Source organism: Vibrio sp. 10N.261.55.C5 (genome assembly GCF_041470505.1).
Lineage (GTDB): Bacteria > Pseudomonadota > Gammaproteobacteria > Enterobacterales > Vibrionaceae > Vibrio > Vibrio crassostreae_C.
On sequence record NZ_JBFRMS010000002.1, the window covers coordinates 74,296 to 92,140 of the forward strand.

Annotated in this window: 14 protein-coding genes, 2 tRNA genes and 1 pseudogene; 6 read left to right on the forward strand and 11 right to left on the reverse strand. The window is 44.1% G+C overall.

Annotated features, from left to right (window positions below):
* Positions 1 to 63: 63 nt before the first annotated feature.
* Positions 64 to 327: pseudogene (locus AB4263_RS00355) on the forward strand (hypothetical protein); the annotation flags it as partial.
* 9 nt (positions 328 to 336) lie between these two features.
* Here AB4263_RS00355 and phoU read toward each other — a convergent pair.
* The 4 genes from phoU to AB4263_RS00375 all read right to left on the reverse strand — a co-directional run bounded on the left by phoU (position 337) and on the right by AB4263_RS00375 (position 5,966).
* A complete protein-coding gene (phoU, locus tag AB4263_RS00360; protein ID WP_009848270.1) occupies positions 337 to 1,035 on the reverse strand; it encodes a phosphate signaling complex protein PhoU in 699 nt (232 codons plus the stop codon).
* 74 nt (positions 1,036 to 1,109) lie between these two features.
* Positions 1,110 to 1,928 (reverse strand): phosphate ABC transporter ATP-binding protein PstB, encoded by an 819-nt coding sequence (pstB, locus tag AB4263_RS00365; RefSeq protein ID WP_009848269.1) that lies wholly within the window; start codon positions 1,926 to 1,928, stop codon positions 1,110 to 1,112.
* Positions 1,929 to 3,638: a phosphate ABC transporter permease PstA gene (gene pstA, locus AB4263_RS00370; RefSeq protein ID WP_050619859.1), complete on the reverse strand. Its 1,710-nt coding sequence runs from the start codon at positions 3,636 to 3,638 to the stop codon at positions 1,929 to 1,931.
* A 111-nt stretch (positions 3,639 to 3,749) separates the two neighbouring features.
* On the reverse strand, positions 3,750 to 5,966 hold the full coding sequence (locus AB4263_RS00375) for an ABC transporter permease subunit (protein WP_372097132.1): 2,217 nt from the start codon (positions 5,964 to 5,966) through the stop codon (positions 3,750 to 3,752).
* Positions 5,967 to 6,166: 200 nt separating this feature from the next.
* Between AB4263_RS00375 and ppk1 the strand changes: the two genes are divergently transcribed.
* Together ppk1 and ppx are read left to right on the forward strand one after the other, a co-directional pair.
* Positions 6,167 to 8,263, forward strand: coding sequence for a polyphosphate kinase 1 (gene ppk1 / locus AB4263_RS00380; protein WP_372097134.1), 2,097 nt, complete (start codon positions 6,167 to 6,169; stop codon positions 8,261 to 8,263).
* Positions 8,254 to 9,765, forward strand: coding sequence for an exopolyphosphatase (ppx, locus tag AB4263_RS00385; RefSeq protein ID WP_372097136.1), 1,512 nt, complete (start codon positions 8,254 to 8,256; stop codon positions 9,763 to 9,765). Before ppk1 ends, ppx begins: the two co-directional genes overlap by 10 nt.
* Before the next feature lie 76 nt (positions 9,766 to 9,841).
* Here the strand turns inward: ppx and AB4263_RS00390 are convergent, their stop codons facing one another.
* The 3 genes from AB4263_RS00390 to phoB are packed head-to-tail and all read right to left on the reverse strand — an operon-like array spanning position 9,842 to position 12,837.
* Positions 9,842 to 10,798 carry a PstS family phosphate ABC transporter substrate-binding protein gene (locus AB4263_RS00390; RefSeq protein ID WP_008223911.1) on the reverse strand — a complete coding sequence of 319 codons (957 nt, stop codon included), beginning with the start codon at positions 10,796 to 10,798 and terminating at the stop codon, positions 9,842 to 9,844.
* Between the two features lie 17 nt (positions 10,799 to 10,815).
* Positions 10,816 to 12,114: a phosphate regulon sensor histidine kinase PhoR gene (phoR, locus tag AB4263_RS00395; protein WP_004740365.1), complete on the reverse strand. Its 1,299-nt coding sequence runs from the start codon at positions 12,112 to 12,114 to the stop codon at positions 10,816 to 10,818.
* Between the two features lie 33 nt (positions 12,115 to 12,147).
* On the reverse strand, positions 12,148 to 12,837 hold the full coding sequence (phoB, locus tag AB4263_RS00400; RefSeq protein ID WP_004735064.1) for a phosphate regulon transcriptional regulator PhoB: 690 nt from the start codon (positions 12,835 to 12,837) through the stop codon (positions 12,148 to 12,150).
* Positions 12,838 to 13,031: 194 nt separating this feature from the next.
* Here phoB and rdgC point away from each other — a divergent pair, with 194 nt between their 5' ends.
* From rdgC to AB4263_RS00415, 3 genes are all read left to right on the forward strand, one after another.
* Positions 13,032 to 13,946, forward strand: a complete 915-nt coding sequence (gene rdgC / locus AB4263_RS00405; protein WP_017062534.1) for a recombination-associated protein RdgC — start codon at positions 13,032 to 13,034, stop codon at positions 13,944 to 13,946.
* Between the two features lie 206 nt (positions 13,947 to 14,152).
* Positions 14,153 to 15,571 (forward strand): tRNA 5-hydroxyuridine modification protein YegQ, encoded by a 1,419-nt coding sequence (yegQ, locus tag AB4263_RS00410; protein WP_017062848.1) that lies wholly within the window; start codon positions 14,153 to 14,155, stop codon positions 15,569 to 15,571.
* A gap of 34 nt (positions 15,572 to 15,605) precedes the next feature.
* A complete protein-coding gene (locus AB4263_RS00415) occupies positions 15,606 to 15,860 on the forward strand; it encodes a YfhL family 4Fe-4S dicluster ferredoxin (protein WP_004735061.1) in 255 nt (84 codons plus the stop codon).
* Positions 15,861 to 15,902: 42 nt separating this feature from the next.
* Here AB4263_RS00415 and AB4263_RS00420 read toward each other — a convergent pair whose 3' ends face one another.
* The 4 genes from AB4263_RS00420 to AB4263_RS00435 all read right to left on the reverse strand — a co-directional run bounded on the left by AB4263_RS00420 (position 15,903) and on the right by AB4263_RS00435 (position 17,815).
* A complete protein-coding gene (locus AB4263_RS00420) occupies positions 15,903 to 16,211 on the reverse strand; it encodes a hypothetical protein (RefSeq protein WP_017062536.1) in 309 nt (102 codons plus the stop codon).
* A 273-nt stretch (positions 16,212 to 16,484) separates the two neighbouring features.
* Entirely contained in the window at positions 16,485 to 17,324 is an 840-nt protein-coding gene (mepA, locus tag AB4263_RS00425; protein WP_372097138.1) for a penicillin-insensitive murein endopeptidase, read from the reverse strand.
* Between the two features lie 302 nt (positions 17,325 to 17,626).
* Positions 17,627 to 17,703 (reverse strand) — tRNA-Trp (locus AB4263_RS00430).
* Positions 17,704 to 17,738: 35 nt separating this feature from the next.
* Positions 17,739 to 17,815: transfer RNA gene (locus AB4263_RS00435), tRNA-Asp, on the reverse strand.
* Positions 17,816 to 17,845: the final 30 nt, after the last annotated feature.

The window sequence follows — 17,845 nt, forward strand, 5'->3', positions numbered from 1 at the left end:
ATTTTCATGGATAGGTATGGCTAAAGACTTATTCAGCTCTCTTGATTTAAACCTGTTACGAAGCAAAACATGTTTGGAAGAAACCAAATCCACGGCTTTCAGGCTGAAATTGGCGTGGCAAGTTATGACGGTACGAAAACGCGCTCAGGCGAAGTAGAAGAGAAAACAACACATGGTATAAGCCTAGGCGGGGCCTACGTTTACCAAGCGACACCAATGCTTGGATTACGTGCTGGTGTTGATATGAATATTTTTGATCACAACAAAACCTTTGTGCCTTACGACACAACGGTCAATTTCAATCTTGGTGCAATAATTAGCTTCTAAAGATAAGCTCTATTTGAGTGCGTCATCAAGGCTTTGATCGCCTAGGTGACGTACATCTTTACCCTTCACAAAGTAAATAATGTATTCGCAGATATTTTGGCAGCGGTCTCCCACTCGCTCAATCGCACGCGCTGACCACATCACCTGCAAAATATTAGGAATGTTCTTAGGGTCTTCCATCATATAGGTCATTAACTGACGAATAACGGCCTCGTACTCCGCATCCAACTTATCATCAAGCTTGTGAACTTCAGCTGCCGCATCAACATCCATACGAGCAAAAGCATCTAATACTTGGTGAAGCATGGTGATAGCCTGACGGCAAAGAGGCTCTAAAGATACGTGGAATTTCTGCTCTTTGGTTGAAGGGATCTCAATAGCACCTTGCGCAATTTTAGAAGCAACATCGCCAATACGTTCCAGATCGGTAATCGTTTTGATGATCGCCATAATCAAACGCAGATCCTTCGCTGTCGGCTGACGCTTTGCAATGATTCGAGTACAAGCCTCATCAATCGACACTTCCATCGCATTCACTTTGTGGTCATCACGAATCACTTTTTTGGCCAATTCAACATCGTCTTTATGAAGCGCCTGCATTGCAAACGAGAGTTGCTGTTCCACTAACCCGCCCATGGTCAATACATGAGTACGGATCGATTCTAACTCGACATTGAATTGCCCTGAAATGTGGCGACCGAAATGCATACTTGCTCCTTGAAAGAAATGAAGAAAGCCATTTTTGTAGAGTGACTTAGCTCTAGATGACACCTTTGGAGAGGTTAGCCATATCTACCAGTAATGTAGTCTTCCGTCTGGTTTTTCAATGGAGACGTAAAAATTGAGTCCGTATCTGAGTACTCGATCAATTTTCCCATATGAATAAAGGCAGTATGGTCACTTACACGCGCGGCTTGTTGCATGTTGTGGGTAACAATCACCACTGTGTATTGTGTTTTGAGATCGTTGATCAACTCTTCAATCGTCAAAGTAGAAATCGGATCGAGTGCCGATGTCGGCTCATCTAACAACAGCACTTCAGGCTCAATCGCAACCGCACGAGCGATAACCAAACGCTGCTGTTGACCGCCAGATAAACCAAAAGCATTCTCATGCAACCGATCTTTCACTTCATCCCATAACGCAGCAGCGCGCAGAGAGCGTTCAACCGCATCATCAAGGTCTCGGCTGTTGCTAACGCCTTGTAGCCTCAAGCCATAAACCACATTCTCATAGATAGATTTAGGAAAAGGGTTTGGACGCTGGAATACCATACCCACACGGCGTCGTAAGGTCGCAACATCCACCTTAGGGTGATAGACGTTCTTGCCATGAAGCTTCACTTTCCCGGAAACCTTACAGCCTTCAACAAGATCGTTCATGCGATTAATGCAGCGCAGCAGAGTCGACTTACCACACCCAGAAGGGCCGATAAACGCCGTCACCTGCCCCTTCGGGATCTGCATCGAGATATCATCAAGTGCTTGGCTCTCTTTATAGTAAAGATTTAGCCCTTCGATCGAGATAGCAATTTGCTCATCCTTCAGATTGTGAACATCAAGTGGTGCTTGGTAACCCAAGGTTTCATTAATCGAGAACATCTAATCTTGTCCTAAGGTTCGGTATTTTTCACGCAAGTTATTACGGATATTGATGGCTGTTAAGTTCAACCCAACAATCACCGTAACCAATAAAAATGAAGTCGCATACACTAAAGGTCGTGCCGCTTCGATATTAGAGGTTTGAAAACCAACATCATAGATATGAAAGCCTAAATGCATGAACTTTCTATCTAAGTGTAAATACGGAAACTGACCATCGACTGGCAAGCTAGATGCCAATTTAACAACACCCACCAGCATAAGTGGTGCAACTTCCCCCGCGGCTCTCGCGATTGCCAAAATTAAACCAGTGATAATCGCTGGGCTTGCCATCGGTAAAACAATGCGCCAAAGCGTCTCAAATTGAGTCGCACCAAGCGCTAATGAACCGTGCCTCACTGCACTAGGAATACGCGTTAAGCCCTCTTCCGTGGTTACGATAACGACTGGAAGCGTCAAGACCGCTAAGGTTAGTGCTGACCAAAGTAGACCCGGCGTACCAAATGTCGGTGCTGGCAATCGCTCTGCATAGAACAACGTATCAATCGAGCCACCAATGGTATAGACGAAAAAGCCTAAACCAAAAACGCCATACACAATCGACGGTACACCCGCCAAGTTAATCACGGCGATACGAATTAAACGTGTTAGTGCGTTGTTTTTTGCGTATTCATGAAGATATATCGCAGCGACCACCCCAAGAGGCATCACGACGATCGACATGAGAATAACCAACAGTACTGTACCGAAAATGGCAGGGAATACACCGCCTTCAGAGTTTGAGTCTCGTGGGTTCTCTGATAAGAATTTCCAAACTTGTTTGCCCCAGTGCCCAACCTTTTCTAGGTAAGACATATTATTTGGGTACCAATAATCCAGAATGTGGCTGAGCGAGATCTCGACCAGCTCGCCTGTCATATCCTCAACCAGCAAGCTTTCGACATTAAGTTGCGTTCTAAGGTGCTCAAGCTTAACTTCGGCTTCACCTAACTGGCGGTTTAATTCCAGTTTAGTTTGAGTATAGGTTGTAAGGTATTCATCACTCACTGACTCATTGAGTTCAAGCTTACGCTTTTCTAAGCGCAGGTTTTCCAATTGCCAGCTGATATTGCGAATTTCTTGGTTCACGACACGCGACGTTTCTTTACGTAACGTATCAGCGAACGCCAAGCCTTGTTCGAGCTTTTGGTCTATGTTCGAATCAAAGGTGCCAGAAGCGGTTTTAAAACCCACCGGCTTACCAAAGAAATAACCACCTCGACTTCGTTCAATCACAACCCAATCTAGCGGGGTAGTGGGTTCACGTAAGTTAACATCCAGAATAGAAACAAAGTCCGCAGGGTACAGTTCTCTGTTAGCAACTTTGATGCTTAAGCGCTGTATCAGCCCAGTCGACAAATTTTGAGGAGACAAAAGGTCATGGACTTGTGGAACTTGCTCTATCGGGATGTATTTTCGTTCATATAACTGACCAACCAATACATCTTGTTTTGATACGGTTTCGTCAAGATCGACCACTAGCGATAAGTCTTTGGAGTCAACTTGCCATTGATACAAAGGTGCGGGCCAAAAATAGGTTAAGCCCTTCCAACCAATCAGCAGCATTAGGCCAAGAACAGAAAGCATACTGATGCTCACCGCCCCGCCCGTAAGCCAGATCCACGGAGAGCCCGATTTGACCCAAGATAATAATGACTTCAGTTTATTCATCATGATCGACCTTGCTCTTGGCGTGCTGAAATCAAGGAGCTGCAAAGATCAAGAGACACGCTAGTCAAGCCACTAAAAGCCATTGATACACATTGAGGCAAACCTTTAAAACTACAGCGCACGATATTTATCTCTCAGTCTTTGTCTAACCCACTCAGCAACTGAGTTCACCGCGAATGTAAAGATAAACAGCAAGAGTGCAGCCAAGAACAGCAAGCGGAAATGAGAACCACCCACTTCTGATTCTGGCAGCTCAACAGCAATCGTTGCCGATAAAGTTCTCATCCCTTCCAAAACATTCCAGTCAAGAATTGGGGTGTTACCTGTCGCCATCAAGACGATCATGGTTTCACCAACTGCTCGCCCTAGGCCCATCATAACCGCAGAAAAGATACCTGGACTCGCCGTCAATAGCACCACATAAATAAGCGTCTGCCACGCCGTCGCACCCAACGCTAATGAGCCATCAGATAAATGTTTAGGTACAGAGAAAATAGCATCTTCAGCAATAGTGAAAATCGTTGGGATGACCGCAAAGCCCATAGCAAAACCAACCACCAGCGCATTGCGTTGGTCAAAGTCGATGCCATAGCTGGCCAAGAAGGTACGAATATCACCACCAAACAATAAGGCTTCAATGTTGCTTCCACCAGCAAACACAGCAACTACTGTAACCACCAATACTGGAATCAATATCAGCGCGTGCCAACCATTAGAGAAGCGACCCGTTACCCTCTTCGGTAAACAGAACCAAACAAGTCCAGTCAACAGTGTGCTCAGTGGTAATAACACCATTAATGAGAAGACAGCTGTTAAATGTGTCTCAACGATTGGAGCAAACCAAAGCCCAGCCAAGAATCCGATGATCACGGTCGGAAGAGCTTCCATCAGCTCTATCGAAGGCTTCACGACTCTTCGCATACGTGGAGACATGAAGTATGCGGTATAGATAGCTCCGAGCACAGCAACCGGCACGGCAAACATCATCGCAAACAGAGCGGCTTTAATAGTACCGAACGTGATAGGTACTAAACTGAATTTTTCTTCAAAGTCATCGTTCGCCGACGTTGATTGCCAAACGTATTGCGGTTCAGGGTAACTTTCATACCAGACCTTTTGCCAAAGCGATGAGAATGAGATTTGTGGGTATTCATTATCGACTTTAGCCACACTGATGGTGCCATCAATCAAAGTCGCCAGATGCAGTTCATTAGCAGACATAGCGGCTAGTTGTGGTGATTTATCAAAGGCTCGTTCAAACAAAGACAGCTTTTCACTGGTCGTATAGTGGCTTTGTAATGTGCCGTTCTTATAGAAGCTATAAAAACCCTTTCTATAAGTATCAGGAAGAATAAATTGCACTTGTTCAGCAAGTTGGAAGTCTCGAATATGGGTCAGGCTACGTTTTTCATTTTTGAGTACATCGAACCATTGAGAAACCTGTCCGTCCTCATGCGTAACCAACAACGAGTATGCACCAGAAAGTAAATCGATGCTTTTCACGGAATGTTTCGCATCATTCAAGCTAAGATCAATCACTTCACGAACATCAAAACCGTTATCTGATAGTTTCAAAACAACCAAATCCGATTGTGCTCGTAGGTATAAAGTTTGCCCATCAGGTGTGACAAGCAGTTGCTGTTGCAAGCCCAGCTTATCCGATAGCCATTGGCTCTTCTGAAAAACATACTGACCAGTAAGGTCACTCTGATACCACTTAACCAAGACTCGTTGGTCACTTAACTGAGCGGCAACCGTAATCCCACGTCCATTTTTAGAGAACGCGAATTTGTCGATCGTCGCCCCATTTGATGATTCATCATTTAAAAACGGTTCAGGGAGAGTGATTAGCTCAATTTTAGGCTCGGCTTCGCTGCCCTTTTTCAGCACAGGCGCACTATACTCAGGATAGAAAAAAGTAAGATTGCTTGCGCTGTCGGCAAAGGCAAACCAGTTTTCAGATGGGGTGTTTCGAGAAAAGGCGATGGGGTTGGCTACAACATCACGCTCAAAGTAAGAGTGTGTATTTTGAGACTCTAAATCCCAAAACTGTACCAAACCGGATTTTTCGATAGTAAATGCATGTTGACCATATTCATCAACCGATAAGACGATAGGCTTTTCTACGGCAACGGTCTTTACGGCTTGGTCTGTCTCTAAACCAGTATCAGAAAATACCGGTAAAATGACCATCGCCAAGTAAACAAAGATCAATACTAGGGCAGCTAGAACACTGACCGCGCCACATGTCACCGAAAAACGGACGAGACGATCTTTCAACCATCTTTTTTTGTCGCGCTCTTTCAATGAAAATTGGGCTGAAGCCATCTGTTTATCTACCTTTTTTTAGCTACTGACATAATATGTACGTTACATGACAATTATATTACAAGTTACGTTAAACAACTGAAACTAATAACAAGTTTGTTAGCCATATTTCTTAAAGTAAGATCATAGATTTTGTGAATTTTGCCATTCTAATTTAAAGTAATCAGCTCTATAGCCAGTACTCAAGGATTCTCATCTCGATGGAAAAAGACTATGTCACAAAAGAACTTAGCTGGTTATCCTTCAACGAAAGAGTGCTCCAAGAAGCGGCAGATAAGTCAGTTCCCTTAATCGAAAGAGTTCGTTTTTTAGGTATTTACTCGAAAAACCTCGATGAGTTTTACAAAGTCCGATTTGCTGATGTGAAGCGAAAGATCTTACTTCAAGATCCACAGCTAACCTCCAACTCGCCGAAAAGCCTACTGACTAAAATGCAGAGCAAAGCAAGCAAGCTCGATGCTCAATTCCATGAACTGTATAACGACTTGCTATTGGAATTGGTACGCAATCGTATTTTTCTGGTCAACGAACAACAAATCAGCGAAGAACAAAGTGGCTGGATAAAAAAGTACTTTAAGAAAAAAGTGCTGCCACACTTAACTCCGATTCTCTTGAACGAAGATAGCCAGTTACTTAATATTCTCAAAGATGAACAAAGTTACTTAGCCATCGACATCGAGCGTGATGCATCATCTCAATATGTCTTACTCGAAATCCCATCAGAAGCACTCCCTCGATTTGTTAAGTTACCGGAAACTTCGGGTTCGCAGCGTACAACTTTGATCTTGTTAGATAATATAGTTCGATTTTGTTTGGATGACTTACTTAAAGGATTCTTTGAGTATGACTCAGTGCGTTGCTTTGCTATAAAAATGACTCGTGACGCCGATTATGACCTTCAAGAGAACAATGAAAGCAGCCTATTAGAATCGATGTCTTTAGGTTTAGAACAGCGCTTAACGGCACTACCGATACGCCTTATCTATGAGTCAGAAATGCCAGCTGAAATGCTCAGTTTCTTACAAGTCAGACTAAAACTATCTGACTACGACAGTGTTATCGCCGGAGGTCGCTACCACAACTTCAAACATTTCTCTGAGTTCCCAAGCCTTAACCGACGTGATTTAGTTAATCGCCCTTTACCCGCGATTAAGTGCGCGCATTTTAGCCACCATCCAAACTATTTTGAAGCGATCAAAGCTCGTGACATCTTGTTGCATTACCCTTATCACACCTTTAATCACATCACTGAACTGGTTAGGCAGGCTTCCTTTGACCCGAAAGTAACCTCCATAAAAATAAACGTTTACCGTGTTGCAGAAGGCTCCAAACTCCTTAGCTCAATCATCGATGCGGCACACAATGGAAAAAAGGTCACAGTGGTTGTCGAGCTGCAAGCTCGCTTTGATGAACAAGCCAATATTCAGTGGACAAAGAAACTTCAAGAAGCCGGTATAAAAGTCATCCATGGCATCCCAAGTTTGAAAGTCCACTCCAAACTGCTGCTCATTAAACGGAAAGAAGGCAAGCATACGGCGCATTACGCCCATATTGGCACCGGTAACTTTCATGAAGTAACAGCACGCGTGTATACCGATTTTTCTCTGCTCACTGCGAATGAAGATTTGACCCAAGAGGTGAGACAAGTCTTTAAATATATTGAAAACCCTTATCAAAAATCACAGTTCAAACAACTGATTGTGTCACCGAAGAATACAAGAAAACGTCTGTATCAGTTGATAGATAATGAAATACAAAACGCGATGGAGAACAAGCCTGCAAGCATCACTCTAAAACTCAACAATTTGGTCGACCGAGAGATCATTGAGAAGCTCTATCAGGCCAGCCAAGTCAATGTAAAAGTGAGAATGGTCATTCGTGGCATGTGCTCTCTTGTCCCTGGCATACCCAACATCAGTGACCATATTGAGATTGTCAGTGTGGTCGATCGTTTTCTTGAACACCCAAGAGTGATGATCTTTGGTAACGCTGGAAAGCCGAAAGTCTATATATCTTCAGCTGACTGGATGATGCGAAACTTCGATCATCGGATCGAAGTCGCCACTCCAATTTTAGATCCAAATATCAAGCAAACCATTATCGATATCACCGAATTTCATTTCGATGACAGCAACAAAGCTCGAGTGCTAGACCAAGCGATGAGCAACCCTTACATAGAAGCACCAGCAAACCAACTCGAATACCCGACGTCACAACTCTCCACTTACCACTATATTAAACGTATGGAGAAACTTGCTCGCAAGAAGTACAAACAAGAGAAGAAATCATGCCGCTAATTGATAACAAACATTCTCGATGTATTGCCGCTATCGATTTAGGTTCGAACAGCTTTCATATGGTGGTTGCACGAGTATTCGATCAACACCTGCAATTAGTCAGCAGACACAAACAGAAAGTGAGATTAGGTGATGGATTGGATGAACGTAACGTCCTATCTGAAAGCGCTATCGAGCGAGGCCTAGAATGCCTCAAGGTGTTCGCAGAACGACTGGCGGATTTTGAGCTTGATGATGTCAGAGTTGTTTCGACTCATACCCTAAGAAAAGCCAAAAACGCTAAAGACTTCTTAGAGCAAGCCAAGCCACTGTTTCCTTTTCCAATAGAGATCATTTCCGGTCAAGAAGAAGCTCGAATAATCTATAACGGAGCAGAACACACTCAAACCGCTTCTGAATCTAAGTTGGTTATTGATATCGGTGGAGGGAGTACGGAACTCGTCGCCGGACAAGGCTTTACTCCTCTAATTATGCGCAGTTTACCGATGGGATGCGTCAACTTCACTCAACGTTTCTTTGCTGACGAAGGGCTAACTTCACGACACTTCTCAGATGCTTATACCGCAGCTACTCGTCTATTGATGCCATTGATTGAAGAATACACAAAAGCCCCTTGGGAAATCGCTTTTGGCTCATCTGGTACCACGAAATCAATAAAAGAAGTACTCATTGGCTTAGGGTTCACCGATGGTCTCATTACGCCCCAACGCCTGTCCTATTTAAAGAATCACTTATGTGAGTTTTCATCATCCAACACCGTAAATCTTTCAGGCTTAAGTGATGAGAGAAAGCCTGTGTTTGCTGCAGGCGTCACCATTCTTTCAGCAGCAATGGATACGCTAGACATCAAGGAGTTACATTTTTCTGATGGTGCCCTGAGAGAAGGCGTTCTTTATGACATGGAGGATAGGTTTAAAGATATTGATATTCGAACAAGAACTGCCGAAACGCTCGTCTCTCGATACCATGTAGACGTAACTCATGGCGAGAAAGTGAAAGTGCTCGCTCTTTCATTGCTGAAACAAGTACAGCCTCAAGTGACAACTGCGGTCACTAATGAGCTGTATGATCTGCTTGGTTGGGCTGCAGTACTTCATGAGGTAGGACAAAGCATTGCATTCCAAGGCTATCACCGCCATTCGGCTTATCTGCTTAAGCATACGACAATGCCAGGCTTTAATACTGAGCAACAACGCCTTATATCAGCATTGGTTCGCTATCAAAGAAAAGCGCTCAAACTACAAGATTTGCCGGAACTTTCTCTGTTTACTCAGCAACAAGTCACCCTGCTGATTCGTATATTGAGACTCGCTATCTTACTCAACCGTCAGCGAAATCAAGCACTGGCCCCAGACGTGACTCTAACGATTGAACAACAGGATAACTGGGAATTGAAAGGAACTAACAGCGATTGGTTGGCCCAAAACCAACTGCTTGATTATGAGCTCAGAGAAGAGCAACAACGTTGGAAAAATGCAGAATGGTCGTTGCAGCTAAAATAACGAACAGTCAAAATAAAAACAGCTTGCGACGCGCAAGCTGTTCATACGTTTTTTTCTAAGTTTGTCGTAGCCTGAATTAGAGCCCGACTTTTGCCAATTCTTGCTCTGCGAACTCAGACGGTATCGCTAAATAACCATCTTTTTCTACAAGCTCTTGTCCCTGCTTTGAGAATACAAAAGTAAGGAACTCTCTCTCAACCGGAGAAAGTGGTTTATCCGGATGCTTATTCACATACACATAGAGAAAACGAGATAGAGGGTAATCACCACTCAAGATATTCTCACGCGTAGGCTCAACATAATTAGAGCCGTGCTCTGCAATAGGAATCAGCTTAACACCTGCTACGCGGTAGCCAATGCCCGAGTAGCCAATCCCACTGATGGATGAAGCGACCGACTGAACGACTGAAGCCGAACCAGGTTGCTCATTCACACGATTTTTAAAGTCACCGCCGCACAGTGCATTCTGTTTGAAGTATCCATAAGTCCCCGATACAGAATTGCGACCGAACAATTGGAATCGATGTTTCGCCCATGGCTGATCGATTCCGAGATCTTGCCAGTTATTGAGGGGCCTTGTTGCTCCGCAGCGTAATGTCTCAGAAAAAATGCCATCAATCTGACGAAAGTTAAGCCCTTCAATAGGATTATCTCGGTGGACAAACAGCCCGATTGCGTCAATAGCGACTCGTAATGCAGTTGGCTTATAACCATGCTCTCTTTCAAAGGCTTCCACTTCACGTAAACGCATTGGTCGGCTCATAGGACCAAGGTGAGCAGTCCCTTCCGTCAATGCAGGAGGCGCAGTAGAAGAGCCCGATGCTTGGACCTGAGCGTTCACATTCGGGTAGTAGGATTTAAACTCCTCTACCCACAATGTCGTCATCCCAGCCAAAGTATCAGACCCGACCGATAACAAGCTTCCAGAGATACCAGGAACTTTGGAATAATCAGGCAATGACTCAACACTCTGCTCAGCGAAGCTTGGACACGCCAATACCATCGCTAACAGTGAACCAATTGGCAAACGCATCCTGCGTATTAAGTCACTCATGACACAGTCAATCGGTTTGGCAACGTGAAATGGAAACGACTGCCGACGCCCACTTCACTTTGAATTTCGAGATGTGAATCGTGGTGGCTAAGCGCATGCTTTACAATCGCTAATCCAAGACCACTACCACCGGTATCACGAGAGCGGGCTTTATCTACACGATAGAAGCGCTCTGTGAGTCGATGTAAGTGTTGAGGCTCAATACCATCACCAGTATCTGACACATCTAAGCACGCGCCTTGGCTGGTTTGATACCAACGCACTTTGACCGTTGCACCTGCGGGTGTGTATTTAACCGCGTTATAAACCAAATTCGATATCGCACTTCTCAATTGGTCTTCATCGGCAAGAACTCGTAGGCTCTTATCGATATCAAACTCAAGCTTATGTTCGCGCTCACCGCTAAGGCTCGCCGCTTCTTTCTCAAGAACCTCAAGCATCGCCGGAACGTTGACCACTTCATCCAACTCATGCATTGGCGCCGCTTCAATTTTCGAAAGCGTGAGTAGTTGATTAACCAAACTGTTCATTCGATTGAGCTGCTCAGTCATTACGCCATGCGCCTTGGTCCACATTGGGCCAACGATCATGTCTGGATCTTCGGTCATTTCAAGGTAACCTTGAAGGACGGTCATCGGCGTACGCAATTCATGAGAAACGTTAGCGAAGAAGTTACGGCGCATGCCTTCTAACTGCTTAAGCTGGGTCACATCACGTACCACCATCAGGTGTTCACCCTCGGTATACGGCACAATACGCAGCTCGAGCATACGCTCCACATTCAATGGAGAAGGCATCTCTAATGGCTCAGAGAAATCTTGCTTATTAAGGTACTTAATAAAATCTGGAGTACGAATCAAATTCGAGATCGGTTGACCTGAATCATCTGGCCAACGAAAGCCCAGCAAATACTGAGCTAGCTTGTTACACCAAACGATATTGCCTTCACCGCGAAATACCACAACGGCATCGGGAAGCGATTCTGCACCGTTACGGAAACGGCGGATAAGGTTAGTCAGTTCTTTGCGTTTGCGACGCTGTCTCTGCTGCATACGATAAATACCGTTAAACAGAGATTCCCAGTTCCCAGAGCCTGAAGGTGGAGTTAGACGCTTCTCATCCCACAGCCATGCGGACAAACGCATTTGGTTGTGTAGATGCCAGCCGAGCTGCAATACCGTAGCAGCCAGCAGCAACCAAGGTAGGTAACCGAATATCCATCCGACTAAAACCCATGGTGCGTAAAAAAAAGCCAGCTCCCAAGCCAGCTTTTTCCAGGTTAACTTTTCAACCATTCAGGACTCCGTAAACTGGGCAGCGAAGCCACATTAAGCCTTTGTAGAAAAACGGTAGCCAGCGCCACGAACCGTTTGGATTAGCTTATCGTGACCTGCAGACTCAAGCGCTTTACGCAGGCGTCGAATATGTACATCAACCGTTCGGTCTTCAACGTAAACATTGGTACCCCAAACGTTGTTAAGCAGCTGCTCTCGGCTGTACACACGCTCTTGGTGAGTCATAAAGAAATGCAGCATTTTGAACTCTGTTGGTCCCATATCAACTGGACCTTCACTTGCGGTCACGCGGTGTGATACTGGGTCTAATTTAAGGCCCTGTACATCAATCACATCTTCCAATGCCGTTGGTGTTACACGACGAATCACCGCTTTAAGGCGAGCAACAAGCTCTTTTGGCGAAAACGGTTTGGTAATGTAGTCGTCAGCGCCAACTTCTAAACCGCGAACCTTATCTTCTTCTTCACCACGAGCTGTTAGCATCACCACTGGGATGTTGCGAGTTAACTCTTCACGCTTCATGTGCTTGATAAAGTTTATCCCGCTACCACCAGGTAGCATCCAATCTAGTAATACTAGATCTGGGAAAGGTTCACATAGCTTGTTTACCGCTGTATCGTAATCTTCAGCCTCTACTGCTTGGTAGCCTTTTTGTTCAAGTACAAAACACAGCATCTCACGAATAGGTGCTTCATCTTCAACGACCAGAATCCTTCTCGACATAATTGAATAGCCTTTGTATTTAATCAACGCATTGCATTATCTGAGTTAATTATGACACTTTTGTGACCTTTGAAAACAAATTTTCATATAACTGTCTCAAACGTTTCACTTTATAATTTTTGATACAGAGCTAAGGACAAATCGAATTAGATCTCATATCATGAGGCACTTCTAAAAAGGTATGAGAAAAATATATGTGGTTTAAAAATTGCCTAGTCTATCGCTTCAACCGTGATATTGATTTCAACGCAGATCAGCTAGAGAAACAACTTGAAGAATTCCGCTTTACTCCTTGTGGTAGCCAAGACAAACAGAAGTTTGGTTGGGTACACGCAATGGGTAGACATGGCGATATGATGACGCACGTATCAGAAAACCGCATTCTTATCTGTGCAAAGAAAGAAGAGAAAATGCTACCCGCTTCTGTGATCAAAGAATCATTGAACGCAAAAGTAGAAACGCTTGAGGCAGAGTCTGGTACCCCTCTGAAAAAGAAAGAGAAAGACAGCCTAAAAGAAGACATCATCATTGATCTACTTCCTCGAGCATTCAGCCGCAGCAACTTCACTTACGCGCTGATCATGCCAAAAGAAGGTTTCATTGTGGTTGATGCGAGCAGCTACAAAAAAGCAGAAGATGTATTAGCATTGCTACGTAAGACAATGGGTAGCCTGCCAGTAGTGCCAGCTATCCCAGAGCAAGCGATCGAAACGACTCTTACAGAATGGGTGAAATCAGGTGATACGCCACAAGGCATCACTATGCTTGATGAAGCAGAACTAAAATCTATTCAAGAAGACGGCGGTATTGTTCGAGTTAAGAAACAAGAACTAGAAGCTGATGAGATTAAAAACCACATCGAAGCCAATAAGATGGTGACGAAACTTCTTATCAACTGGCAAGACCGTATTGAATTCATTCTTGCAGAAGATGGCAGCATCAAACGCCTAAAATTCAGTGATGAGCTCAAAGACGAAAACGACGATATTCCTCGTGAAGATCAAGCTGCGCGTTTTGATGCGGACTTCTCTCTACTTTGTGGTGAGTTCAGTGTTTTCCTTCCAAACCTATTTGAATCATTAGGCGGGTTAACTCAACCTAACGCTTAATCAGTCAAACTATAGGCTCAGGTGCTAACGGTATCTGAGCTTATTTCTCACTAAGTTCTCACTTATATCTGCCTCTAGACCCTCTTGTTAATGTCATTGCTATCTTTAGGGCTATCAACCAAACTCATTTTAGCGTAAAATTTGCGCCCCTTTGATATCACTTGGTGGTATCAACCTGACTTGAGATCAGATTAGAGAACGAAGCAATGACTACACAAAAACCATTTGTACCTGAACTATTATCACCGGCAGGAAGCCTTAAAAACATGCGTTACGCATTCGCCTACGGCGCTGATGCAGTTTACGCGGGCCAGCCACGTTACAGCCTTCGCGTTCGTAACAATGAGTTCAACCACGAAAACCTACAAATCGGTATCGATGAAGCTCATGCTCAAGGCAAAAAGTTATATGTTGTATGTAACATTCAGCCACACAACTCTAAATTAAAAACTTTCATTCGCGACCTTAAGCCAGTTGTTGATATGGGCCCAGACGCTCTTATCATGTCTGATCCTGGTCTTATCATGATGGTTCGTGAAGCATTCCCTGAAATGCCAATCCATCTTTCTGTTCAAGCAAACGCAGTAAACTGGGCGACCGTTAAGTTCTGGTCAACTCAAGGCGTTGAGCGTGTGATCTTATCTCGTGAGCTATCGCTTGAAGAGATCGAAGAGATTCGCGAACACTGCCCAGAAACAGAGCTAGAGATCTTTGTTCACGGAGCTCTTTGCATGGCTTACTCAGGCCGTTGTCTGCTTTCTGGTTACATGAACAAGCGCGATCCAAACCAAGGTACTTGCACCAACGCTTGCCGCTGGGAATACAAAACAGAAGCAGCGAAAGAAGACGAAAACGGTCAGATCGTTGAAGCAAACCCTACTGGTGTTGCTATTCAAGAAGTAGAAACGCAAGACATTGAAGTTCAAGATGAGCGTCCAGACAACACACTAGGCCTTGGTAAACCAACAGACGAAGTGGTTCTGCTTTCTGAATCACACAAGCCAGAAGAGAAAATGGCAGCGTTTGAAGATGAGCATGGTACTTACATCATGAACTCAAAAGACCTTCGTGCAATCCAACACGTTGAGCGCCTAACGAAGATGGGTGTTCACTCTCTGAAGATTGAAGGTCGTACTAAGTCTTTCTACTACTGTGCACGTACTGCTCAGGTTTACCGTAAAGCTATTGACGATGCAGTGGCAGGCAAACCATTCGATGAAAGCCTAATGGGTACACTAGAGAGCCTAGCTCACCGTGGTTACACTGAAGGCTTCTTACGTCGCCATACACACGATACATACCAAAACTACGAGTACGGTTACTCTATCTCTGACACTCAACAGTTTGTTGGTGAGTTCACAGGTAAGCGCCGTGGTGACCTAGCGGAAGTAGAAGTGAAGAACAAGTTCCTAGTAGGCGACAGCTTAGAAATGATGACACCGAAAGGTAACGTTGTTTTCAAACTAGAAGTTATGGAAAACCGCAAATCTGAAGCGGTCGACGATGCGAAAGGTAACGGTCACTTTGTATTTATTCCTGTACCAGCAGATCTAGATCTAGAGTACGGCTTGCTGATGCGTAACTTGAGCGAAGGCCAAGATACACGTAACGCATCAGGCAAATAATTTTTACTTAAGCGACTTACTTGAGAAGAAAATAATGGCTCTGTTAATTACTGACAAGTGCATAAACTGCGATATGTGTGATCCTGAATGCCCAAATGGTGCAATCACTATGGGCGACAGCATCTTCGAGATCGATCCTGATTTATGTACAGAGTGTAAAGGTCACTATGAAAAGCCAACATGCCAGTCAGTGTGTCCGATTACAAAATGCATCATCACTGACCCAAACCATATTGAAACTGATGACGAGCTACTTGAGAAGTTTGTTATCATTCAAGGCTTGACCTAAAAGAAGAAAGGTTCAACTTAACCATAAGTTGAACCTTTTTTTTCATCCTGATTTTCCGATTGGATAAATATTGCAGAAGAGCTCTTTTTCAAATTGATATTCGAGTCGTTCTCGCCAGTTTATTGATTGAGCTATAGGAACAAGATAAAAGTTTTCCCTGCTGGTATCGGTCACAAATGCCATTCCATACTGCATCAATTCATAGTGAACATCATTTACGAAACTAGGGTCTAAACGTTGTCTGCCTGTTAGCTGATTGATGTCATCTCTTGAAATTGAAATACCCGAGCTTTCAGCGTTGAACCTATGTCTTAACCATTCTGAAAATTCCTTCGCACAAATCATAGTCATAGTCTTATCCTTGAATTATCTATCGACGGGTATCAGACTCTGATTTCGCATACTGCATATAAGCCGCATCTTTCACCCCAAAACACTCAATCCCTGACCAAACCTTGTCAAATTCGCCATCGCCCTTGCTGATACCGTTATTGCTTTTATTAATATCAAACGATGTTCTTAATCTCGTGTTTATAAACTCTAGACAACAGTGTGATATTTCTCCAGTTTTAGAGTCGAAAAAACCAGTGGCAGTACCACTGTAAAAAGCCTCGATGAACAGGATTACTTATTCGATATCAAGGCCAAACACTGACTTGGCATCACTTTAACTTTTTTCTTTTTCTTAGTTTTCGCTACTTTTTTAGGAGGTGGAACTGGAACAGTCTGCGGAGCCCAACTTGCAAGTTCGTCTCCACAACCATCACCTTGAGGAGGGCTCGCTTGAGCTATGCAGTTTAAGCTGCCTTCAGGACACTTTAAACGAACGTGAAAGTGGGAATGATGTCCCCACCAAGGTCTTATTTTACCTAACCAAGCTCTATCATTAATTTCAGATTTTTCTTGTTCACAAAGGGTTTGCTTAATGACTGGATGAACAAAAATACGCACCACTTTTTCATCTTTCGCTGCATAGCGAATAACTTGAAAATGATCATCGGTCCAATTCGATTCACGCAATTTGTAGTTAGTAAGATCCACAACGCTCACAGGTTTAGGCACAGCTAACTCGTTCTCTGACAACCTCTTACTGGTTAACCTTAGCCATATATCAATATCTAACCCTGTTTGATGACTTGAATGACCTGAAGAAAAGCGCCCTCCTCTGGGAAGAGAAATATCACCGATCAATAAATTAGTATTGAGCTTCTCGCTGGTCGTGACTCCTAACCTCTCAATAAACTTTATAGCTTCTGTATGGCCATAGTAACGCTCCCTTTGGGGACGAATAATCTGATAGCCAACACCATTAATCGGTAAAGCCTGTGCACCGTCCAAGCAGCCGTTAGCGTAACTGCCGATCGATGAGGTCGAGTTTGTCGTCGGGCTTTTCTCTTTCTCCCAAGGGGTTGCTAAAGAAGAAAATGAGTAAAACAGGACAACTAAAACAAAAGATAACCTCATAACCGTTCCATGTAAGTGATGCATATTATTTATACTAGTCGGCATTTGAGAACAGTTTACGATTATTGGCAACTTTTTGGGAGCAGAGAGAAATTTGAGATAGAAGAAGCTGAAAAGGGGTTATGAAGTATTTCAACTTAAGAAAGCAAAAAGGCTCTAGTCTTTCGACTAGAGCCTTAAATATAGCAGGGATGGGCCGACACTCCGGAGATTCGACCGGGCTGGCGCTCCAGCTCCCAACATTACTTTGCAGAAGCAACAGACGTAAAAAAGCCCCAGCATTTCTGCTGAGGCTTCGTATATGGCAGGGGTGGAGAGATTCGAACTCCCAACACGCGGATTTGGAATCCGCTGCTCTGCCAATTGGAGCTACACCCCTATTTTCAGTTTTAAAGAGCTGAAACTCTGAATAAGTGGCGGAGTGGACGGGACTCGAACCCGCGACCCCCGGCGTGACAGGCCGGTATTCTAACCAACTGAACTACCACTCCGCAGTGGAATACTTGTCGTCGCTGACAAGT